This is a genomic window from Bacillus sp. JJ1503 (assembly GCF_036965125.1).
GTDB lineage: Bacteria > Bacillota > Bacilli > Bacillales > Cytobacillaceae > Cytobacillus.
This window is the reverse complement of the sequence record NZ_JBALOZ010000455.1, coordinates 1-1683: the sequence shown is the minus strand read 5'-3', so window position 1 is coordinate 1683 and position 1683 is coordinate 1. Positions and strand designations below refer to the sequence as shown.

Below are 1683 nucleotides of genomic sequence, written 5' to 3'. Positions count from 1 at the left end.
GATGAATATTGGTCTAGGACTTATTTTAATTCCATTTTCAATAATCATAATCTTATTTAGTATGTTTTGTTCAATTTGAAGCAAAATATTATTATTTTTTTTGTAATTGGTATGGTTCTTCTATTATCGGCATTTTCTTTTAGCCATATTCTTCCTCGCCTTTATCATCATACATTTACGAAAACAACAGATTTAAGTAAGGAAAGCATTGAAGGACTTTTATTAAATGATGATTTTAATAGTGAAGAAATAACAAAAAGTTATGGGAGGAAAGCAGAACAAAGTAGAAATGTAACAGGTTATGATTATTTTGGGGATATATGCTTAATTTCCCAAAGGCTGGGGAGGTAAGGATTTCAAGATTGGTTTTTCATTCCATTCTTCTTGTATTTATTATTGCTTTTCTATTTTTTTCTGGTAACAGACTTATTAAGATTGGCAATTGGATACCGTATAGAAATTGATACAAGTAATGTTTCATTAAAAGAAAGTGATTTTAAAATTGAACTGGCTCACTATTTAGAAATAAAACTTTTGAAAGAAAAAAACGAAACGGGATAGTGATATCAATATAGCTTTAATTGTATTGTCCCACGTTAGTATTGCATTTATTAATTAACCCTAGAGATGAGGTATATAAATGAAAGCACTTGTTTTTAATACATTTGGAGGTCCGGAAGTCCTGGAATATTGCGAAGTAATGGATCCTGTCATCGGTCCGGATGAAATTCTTTTAAGAATGAAAGCAATCGGTCTAAACTTTGCAGACATTTATAGAAGGAAAGGAAATTATCATCTTGCCGGGGAGCCTCCATATATTTTAGGTTATGAAGGTGCCGGAATTGTAGAAAAAGTAGGAGCAGAAGTGCAAGGCATAAGCTCAGGAGACCATATTGCATTTGCTGATGTTCCATTTGCCAATGCAGAGCTAGTAGCTGTTCCATATGAAAAATTGATACCTCTGCCAGGATCAGTTTCATTGAAGGAGGCTGCATCCATACTCCTTCAAGGGCTAACTGCACATTATCTTACAAGGGACAGTTATGCTGTAAAAAATAATGATGTTGTCTTAGTACACGCAGCAGCCGGAGGTGTCGGGCAGCTTCTTGTTCAAATTGTAAAGCTTCTTGGTGGTAAGGTAATAGGCTTAACATCTTCCACGGAAAAAGTTGAAGCTGCAAAAAAAGTGGGAGCGGATTCGGTTCTCCAGTACAAGGATGACTGGAAGCAGAAAGTTCTGGAAGAAACGAACGGCAAAGGGGTGGATGTTGTTTATGAATCAATAGGCTCTACACTCATGGACAGTTTTGCTGTTACGCGCATCGGTGGTACAGTTGTATTTTATGGGATGGCAGGTGGAGATCCGGCTTCAGTTGATCCCCGTATGTTGATGGATACTTCAAAAACTCTAACGGGGGGAGATCTTTGGAATGTTCTCACTTCTAAGGAAGAAAGAGTAACACGATCAAAAGAGCTGTTTAGATGGATAGAAGAAGGAAAAGTAAAAGTATCGGAGCCGACAACTTTTGCATTAAGAGATGGACAAGAAGCTCACCGATATCTAGAAAGCCGAAAAAGTACGGGTAAAATCTTGTTACTTCCATAAGGGGCAGCGTCAGAAGACCAAACAACAAGGAATTTCCTTCCGTTTTGAAAGAATTGGCTAAATCATCTATTCATCCT

Annotated in this window: 1 protein-coding gene; it reads left to right on the top strand. The window is 36.7% G+C overall.

What is annotated here, in order from left to right; genetic code table 11:
• Positions 1 to 640: 640 nt before the first annotated feature.
• Positions 641 to 1606, top strand: coding sequence for a quinone oxidoreductase family protein (locus tag V7149_RS25025; protein WP_335348274.1), 966 nt, complete (start codon positions 641 to 643; stop codon positions 1604 to 1606).
• Positions 1607 to 1683 lie beyond the last annotated feature (77 nt).

Excerpts from the sequence above, each read along its gene's own strand:
- V7149_RS25025 (WP_335348274.1), top strand. The coding sequence starts at position 641 with ATGAAAGCACTTGTTTTTAATACATTTGGAGGTCCGGAAGTCCTGGAA.